General features: G+C 33.5%; 5 protein-coding genes, 1 other RNA gene and 1 riboswitch. Of the genes, 4 read left to right on the forward strand and 2 right to left on the reverse strand.

What is annotated here, in order from left to right; genetic code table 11:
• Positions 1 to 240: 240 nt before the first annotated feature.
• Positions 241 to 460: riboswitch (cobalamin riboswitch) on the forward strand.
• Positions 461 to 511: 51 nt separating this feature from the next.
• Both ABDH49_07740 and ABDH49_07745 read left to right on the forward strand, forming a co-directional pair.
• A complete protein-coding gene (locus ABDH49_07740) occupies positions 512 to 2257 on the forward strand; it encodes a TonB-dependent receptor (protein MEN3046851.1) in 1746 nt (581 codons plus the stop codon).
• Positions 2258 to 2990: 733 nt separating this feature from the next.
• Complete coding sequence (locus ABDH49_07745; GenBank protein ID MEN3046852.1) at positions 2991 to 3926, forward strand: iron ABC transporter permease; 936 nt, start codon at positions 2991 to 2993, stop codon at positions 3924 to 3926.
• Here ABDH49_07745 and ABDH49_07750 read toward each other — a convergent pair.
• Positions 3916 to 4911, reverse strand: coding sequence for a hypothetical protein (locus ABDH49_07750; GenBank protein MEN3046853.1), 996 nt, complete (start codon positions 4909 to 4911; stop codon positions 3916 to 3918). The genes ABDH49_07745 and ABDH49_07750 overlap by 11 nt on opposite strands.
• A gap of 55 nt (positions 4912 to 4966) precedes the next feature.
• On the opposite strand from ABDH49_07750, the gene ABDH49_07755 reads away from it, so the two are divergent.
• Entirely contained in the window at positions 4967 to 6028 is a 1062-nt protein-coding gene (locus ABDH49_07755; protein ID MEN3046854.1) for a glycosyltransferase family 9 protein, read from the forward strand.
• On the opposite strand, the gene ABDH49_07760 is transcribed toward ABDH49_07755, so the two are convergent.
• Positions 6021 to 6512: a hypothetical protein gene (locus tag ABDH49_07760; protein MEN3046855.1), complete on the reverse strand. Its 492-nt coding sequence runs from the start codon at positions 6510 to 6512 to the stop codon at positions 6021 to 6023. The two genes, ABDH49_07755 and ABDH49_07760, sit on opposite strands and share 8 nt — an antisense overlap.
• Positions 6513 to 6601: 89 nt before the next feature.
• On the opposite strand from ABDH49_07760, the gene ssrA reads away from it, so the two are divergent.
• Positions 6602 to 6943, forward strand: a transfer-messenger RNA (tmRNA) gene (gene ssrA, locus ABDH49_07765).
• The last annotated feature ends 426 nt before the right edge of the window (positions 6944 to 7369 follow it).

Raw genomic sequence — 7369 nt, forward strand, 5'->3', positions numbered from 1 at the left:
CTTCTATGGCTTATAATTCACTACCTCGAAAGTCTATCTGGTGAACAATGGAAGATCAGCTAAAAAATGTGAAAGTTGCAATAAAAAGAGAATTAGGGATGGTTTCGTTGAAACTCGGTATTATCTGATCGATACAAGAACTTCCCTGGAGCGCTTATTTCTGAAAGCATGGAAATTAGACCTTGTGCAAGCCATATAAGGAGTTTACTTGAAATCTCACTTAATTTTTTTTTAGAATTATAAAAGCAAAAAGGGTTGGGTGCCGGGAAGTGGGTGAGAATCCCACACCGTCCCCGCGACCGTGATAGACCGGTAAGGAAGTGTTTTCGGGGCAAAGTGCCCGCCACTGGGAAAAAGGGTTTTAACCTACCAAAAGGTTAAAGCTCTTTTCCTGGGAAGGTGGAAAACACTTCCATGAAGGTCTTAAGTCGGGAGACCGACCCAACCCTATAAAAAGCCCCGGGGAAAGGGCAAAGGGTTGTATCCCCAACCTGGGGATCCCTTAAAAATTATGTCAAAACTATATCTCATTTTTATAATTAGCCAAACTTACAGCTCTGGGGAAAAGTTATACATAATTTCCCCCATAGAGGTTTCCGCAAAGTATCCGGAAAGCTTCATAACTTCAAAAGGTACCTCCTACATGATCGACTCTACACTACTTTCTACCTTTAAGTTTGATCCATACCTTTTAAACCTATCTTATAGCCCCTCTCTTTTTATAAATACCTATGGTCTTCCAGGCTACTTACAGACAGCCTTTTTTAGAGGGTTTTCATCTACAAGAACCGGTGTTTATCTAGAAGGCTTTAAACTAAACTCAAGAACATCTGGAAGTTTTAACCTATCTTTACTTTCAGGTCTACCCTTCTCTAAAGTTGAAATTCTTTCCTCATCTTGCTCCTCTTTATACGGAGAAAACGCCTTAGGTGGTGTTATGAATTTCAAATTAGAGAGAAAGAAAGGACTCGGCATAAAAGGGGGAGCAGGAAACTTAAGGACAACATTTTTCTCTGGGATCGCAAACCTAGATTACTCTCATTTTTACTACACAACTTACACCTCAATTCCTCCTATACCTTATCTTCGAAACAAAGATAGTCACCTCTCGAGATTTGCAAACCTTTTCGAGCATAAAAATTTTAAATCTATCTTATTTTACTCAAGAAATAACATAGGAAATCCCACCAATGACACAACTAGAGAAAACGATGAAGTCGTTCTTACAGGTATAAATTTCAGGAACCAATATCTAAACTTAGGTTATCAATACAAAAAGGACAATATTGAACTTATTTTTTCGAACCTAAAATCAAAACAATGGAACGTATCAAACAGATTCACAGGTGATGTCTTTTTAGGTACTACAAATCTTAAGTTAAGAGCCGGTTTTGAATACGAAAGGGAATACTTAAAGGGAAATGGATTTGAAAACACTAATCCTAAAGATGAAAGATTTTACCCATACTTTGCCTTAGAGCTTGTTTTAAACCAGATTATTCCGTACTTTGAAGGAGGAAAAGAAATAGGGGGTGCCCATGAAAGGGAGGGGCCCTTTGTATATAGGGGAGGTCTATTAATTTTTTCAGAAGAGGGTTCTATTTATTTTAATTATTCAAGAGGATTTAGAGCTCCTACTCTATTAGACCTTTATTACCCCTTTTACGGGTCTACAAAGGGAAATCCAGATTTAAAGCCAGAGATTTCTGAAGAGATTGAGGGAGGTTTGAAGGCCTTAAGTAATAATCTGCTATTTATTCTTTCATATTTTAGAAGAAAACTCGAGAAGGGAATTATATGGGCTCCTGATGAAAATTTCATATTTACTCCTCAAAATGTAGAAAAAGTAAAAGTACAGGGACTTGAAAGTCTCCTAAGCTATAAACTCCAAAACTTCCTTGTAAGTATTAACTTTATGCTTTTCAGAGAGAGAAAGAAGATAGAAAAAGATAAAGCAGAAAATTTAATGTTCGTTCCCACGTATACATTAACTTTACTGACAGGCTATTCTCTTAAGGATCTTACTATTAACTATAGAGTTAGATTCTTAGGACCTCACACTTCATTAACACCTCTACTTACAAGGGAAGAGATAAAGTCTATCTATCTTAACGATCTATCCTTTTACTATGAGTTAAATAAGAATTTAAGTATTTCTCTTATTGTTACAAATGTTGACAATAAATGTTATGTAATTCAAATAGGATATCCGCCGGAAAGAAGGAGAGTGCATGCTTTTGTTGAATCAAACTTTTAGCTTATTTTTATTTCTATTTAGCCCCAGGATCGTCTCCCTCGCTCCAAGTATAACTGACTTTTTAATCAAACTTAATCTTAGTGGCTATATTGTTGGAAAAACCTATCTGGATCCTGGTTACATAAAGGCAGAGATTGTCCTCTTCCCCACCCTTAGAATTTCGCGAGAAAAAATATACGAACTAAAACCAACTCATATTATTTCCGCCGGCCTTATTAAAGAAGAAGAACTAAATTTCTTTAAAAAAAAAGTATTAAAGTCATAGACATAGAATATGAAAGCATCTTTGACATAGCACAAACTTACCTTCTTCTTGGTAAAGAGTTTAACATAGAAGAGCTCTCTCTAAGAGAGCTTAAAATTTTTCTTGATACTCTGTTTTTATATAAGGGTATAAAAAGTAAAAAAACTGTCTTATTTGTACTCGATATAACAAATGGCGTTTTTTGTCCAGGTAAAAAAACCTTTATAAGTGACCTAATTAACTGGATCGGCTTTAAAAATTACTCAGATTTTTATGAGGGCTATAGATTAGTCTCTTTTGAAAAACTAGTTCAAGACCAACCAGACATTGTAATATTTAATTTCAAAAACTCCCTTGAGCTTATAAAAAATACCCCTTTAAAAAACTTAAAAGCCATAAAAAATAAAAAAGCCTATGAAGTCAACAATCCAGACTACTTTTCAAGACCCTCGCCTTTAATCTTAAAAGCCCTGAAGTTTTTATCACAAATTGATTAGAAACAATCTGCTTTTATTTATTATTTTGCTTACTCTTCTCATCTTTTCTATATTCATTGGACCTGTAAAAACAGTTGACAAAGAGGTAATTTTAAACATAAGATTACCACGAATTTTAACGGTAATTCTTTCAGGTTCGTTACTTGGACTTTCAGGGCTTTTTACTCAAACTCTATTTAAAAATCCAATTGCTGAACCTTATTTACTTGGTATTTCTGCAGGTGCTGCCCTTGGAGCATTTATCTCTGACACATTTTTGCCCTTTATCCCCTATAAAAATCAGGTCTCTGCCTTCCTTTTTTCTCAACTAACCGTTATCATTGTGATTTTAATTTCCATTAGAAATGGATTTTTACCAAAAGAAACGCTTCTTCTATCAGGAATTGCATTATCACTACTTTTATCTAGTCTACTCTCATTTCTGATTTTCACTTCCCCTAAAGAGAGGCTAAAAATCTTCTTTTGGCTCTTTGGATCATTTTCACTTGTTGAATGGCGCGAATTCATTATAGTACTTTTTTCCTTCTTGATTTTTCTTTCTGCCCTGATTTTCAACCTAAACAAATACGACTTACTTTTATTATCCGACGAGGAAAGTACTTCTATGGGTATAAATCTAAAGGTTGAGAGAATCTATCTTTCTCTTTTAATTGCCTTTGCAACTGGTATAGTAGTTTCTATAGCAGGAATTATTGGCTTTATAGGACTTATCGTGCCACACTCAAGTAGAATAATTGTCGGCTCAGGCAAGCATAAAAAAGTTTTTCTACCAGTTATGCTTTTAGGTGCAATTATTCTTCTAATTTGTGATAATTTTTCAAGATTACTTTTAAAAGGGGCCGAAATTCCCGTCGGTGTATTTACCTCTCTCCTGGGCGTTCCCTTTTTTCTTTTTCTCTTATTTAAAGAAAGAAGAGTTAGCTTTTAAAGTATCTATTAAAAAAGAGCCTATCAATTGTGATAATACCGGGGGGTAAATCATTTATTTTTTTTATCCAATTAGCAACTATTGAAGCGGTCGCCTCATCACCTGGAATTCCACCTTTTACCTCCATCGTAAGTGAAGGCTTGCCCTCTATAGATACTCTATCTACCGGACTTTCTGCATCAAGACTCATTTCCAGGAAAAGATCTACGTTTATATTCTCTTCAGTTTCAACTTTAACCTCATGAAGTATTCCGCATACCTCACCAGGTTTTACCTCAAAATACTCTGTTTTTATAAATTCCTTAGCAATTTTAGGATTACAGGTTTCTTTCAAATCTTTAATCTTAAGTGAAAGTGTTTTAGCTAAAATTGAACCAGATTCTGCAAGTCCTACATGTCCTATTTCTCTTTTTTCCCACTTTTTATAAAACTCCTCTTCTTTTAGGCCTGAACCGATTTTCTTTTGAAGAGGATATCTCCTTTTACTGGCATTATTTATTCTTTCGACCCTTATTGAATAAATTTCTTCAAAGACACAGGAGAAAAACGAGGGAAGAAAGTCCATAACGAATCCGGGATTAACACCAGTTGGAAGCACAGTCTTTTCTACTGCTTTAGCTTTTCTTTCAATCTCTTTCGCAAGATCTGGATTTCTTAGGTAAGGATCTGTCATCTCTTCAGTGGTGGTTATTATGTGATGTCCCATATCAAGGATGAGCATGTACTGATCTATCACATCTTTAACGTAAGAGCCTGTGAGATGAAGAACTATCCCATTTTTGTATCCTTTTAGAACCTTTTCAGCATCTTTCTCAACAATGATATCAGAGTATTTATCTAAACCTGTTATTTCAGCAACTGACTTTCCAACTTTCTCTGGATCAATATCAATCACACCAGCCAATTCGATACCCTCTTTTTTATGAATGTTTTTTAACACTATTTTACCTATTTCACCAAGACCAAATATGAAGACTTTATTCATGGCATTCTATTTTAGGAAATTTCTTTTAAGTTTTTCAATATAGTAAATTATAATTGTGAAAATTTTAATTAGTCCCCTTTTTGGTATTGGAGACACCTTAATGATGACTCCTGCTCTAAGGCTATTAAAAGAAAACATAAAGGACGCAAAAATAGACGTCTTCACAATTTTTACTTCCACAAGAGATGTCTTACTTTATAACCCCTTTATCGACAACCTAATTTATTATCCCCTTTTAAAGAATAAGTTAAGGGGACTTTTTTATTTTTTAAAAAACATAAGTTTTAAAAAATATGACCATGTAATTAACTTCTATCCAACAAACAGAAAAGAATATAACATTTTTTCCTTCCTAACAGGTTCTAAATCAAGAATAGGGCACAGCTATAGGCACTTAAATTTTACTGAACTAAATTTTCTAAAAAACAAAAGAATTATGGAAGAAGAAAAAACCCATAATGTCTTAGAAAACATAAGGCTTTTAAAAGAATTTTTTAAAATTGAAATTAAAAGTATTCCTCCTCTTTCAATTTATTTAAAGGATGAAGAACTAAATGGTGCCAGAAAGTTTTTAAGTGAAAAAGGTATTGTAGATAAATTTTTAATAGGAGTTCATGCTGGTTCTAGTGTCTTTAAAGGACACACCGGTAAAAGATGGCCAGAAAAATATTTCCTAGAACTTCTTAGGAGAATAAAAAACAAAATAGAGAACTGTTTCTTTTTAATTTTTGGTTCTAAAGATGATGCTGATGTTAATGAGTTTCTCCAAAGAAATATGGAGGAAAAACTGATAATTACTGATAAAAAAATAAGAGAAGTAGCGGCATTAATAAAACAATGTAAAATCTTTATTTCTAACGATTCAGGACTTATGCATCTTGCAGCAGCTTGTGGTGTACCAGTTCTTGCCCTTTTTGGTCCCACATCTCCCTACAAGCTTTTCCCCTTTGGTGTGAAACATAGAGTTTGTTTTTTAAATCTTGACTGTTCACCCTGCTTTTTCTATTCTCCAAAACCTTTAAGGTGTGTTAAAAACATTAATTTTAAATGTATGAAAAATATGGATGTTGATTTTGTCTATGAAAAATTTATTGAACTTTACAAAGAAATCAATTAATTTTTTTAATTGAGAATTTATTTAACAATTTAAGAGAGTAGCCATAAAAATTAAAGGGAAACAACTTTAGGAATTCATCGAGAAAATACATTAATATTAAAACTTTATGTTCCGTTTTGGAGACCTCAAAACAATAAACATCTATGTTTTTTTTAGAAGCTTCCTTTTCAAATTTTTTTATAATATTTTCATTTAAGGTATCAATTAACAAAACTCCCTCATGAATATTTGAAAATAATAGATTAAAATTTTCCAACTTATCAGTAGAGATTGCAACTCTAAGTTTTATATTCAATGGATAAAGTTGAACTCTAACTTTTTCCTCATTGTTAAATATCCTTATAAAGTAAGAAAAAATGTTAGGATTTTCAAAATCAGGATAAGGTAAAGTTGTTACATTCATGGAGTTTATAGTGTTTAATACAAGATCAAGAAACTTATAACCTTCTTTTTTATCACCAGATAAAATATTTATTTCATACATTTTAATATTAACATTATTTTTAAAGAATAAAAGTGATACAGATCACATTTATTGAAAATTTATTAATTTTTTGATATATTAATAGGGAAGGGGGTGAAAATTGGGTTTGACGGAAGGGATTGCGGATAACCGGGGCATGCCAGGGTGCGGGAACCCTGAAAAAACCCGCGCAAAAAACTGCCAACACCTACGCACTTGCTGCCTAAAATAGGTAGCGGGCTTACTTCAGAGGTCCCTGCTGAAGTAAAGCCTTTAGATAAAGGGGCTAGCTCAGTAAGGTTACCCCTTCCCTTACTGGGGACACTAAAAAGGGGAAGGTCTTCTCCTTAAGTGCCTGTCCTTGGGGAAAGACTAAAATAAAGACAGGCTAAGCATGTAGGCCCGGTATCCAAACCCTTTCGGACGAGGGTTCAAACCCCCCACCTCCATTTTGCCCTAAAGGCGGTAGGCATAAGCCTGTGTAGGTTCAAATTGTACTTTGAACATAAAAATTTCAACGCATAATTTTAAACTTCTTTTAATTTTCTCATCTCTTTCCTCTTTAACCATCTAAATTTTTTTGGTGTGAGAGCAAGTTTATTTAAAGGTTAAGGATTAAAAAAGTATTTAAAGATTATGAAATCTGCAAATTAAGAAGTCAAAAATCAAAACATTTAAAATCCATTGATTCACAATTTGCGTTGGCAAACATCGGTTAAAAAATTTTAGCCCTCTAAAATTGAAGAAAAATCTACATATTACTACGTCATATAACAAACATCTCCATTATTTTATCTTAATAACCTTCTTTATCTTCTTTTCCTCACCAAGTGAAGCACTTACATAATACACTCCACCTTTTAAATCTGGAAGTAAAA

The sequence above is a fragment of the Candidatus Hydrothermales bacterium genome, assembly GCA_039630235.1.
GTDB lineage: Bacteria > Hydrothermota > Hydrothermia > Hydrothermales > JAJRUZ01 > JBCNVI01.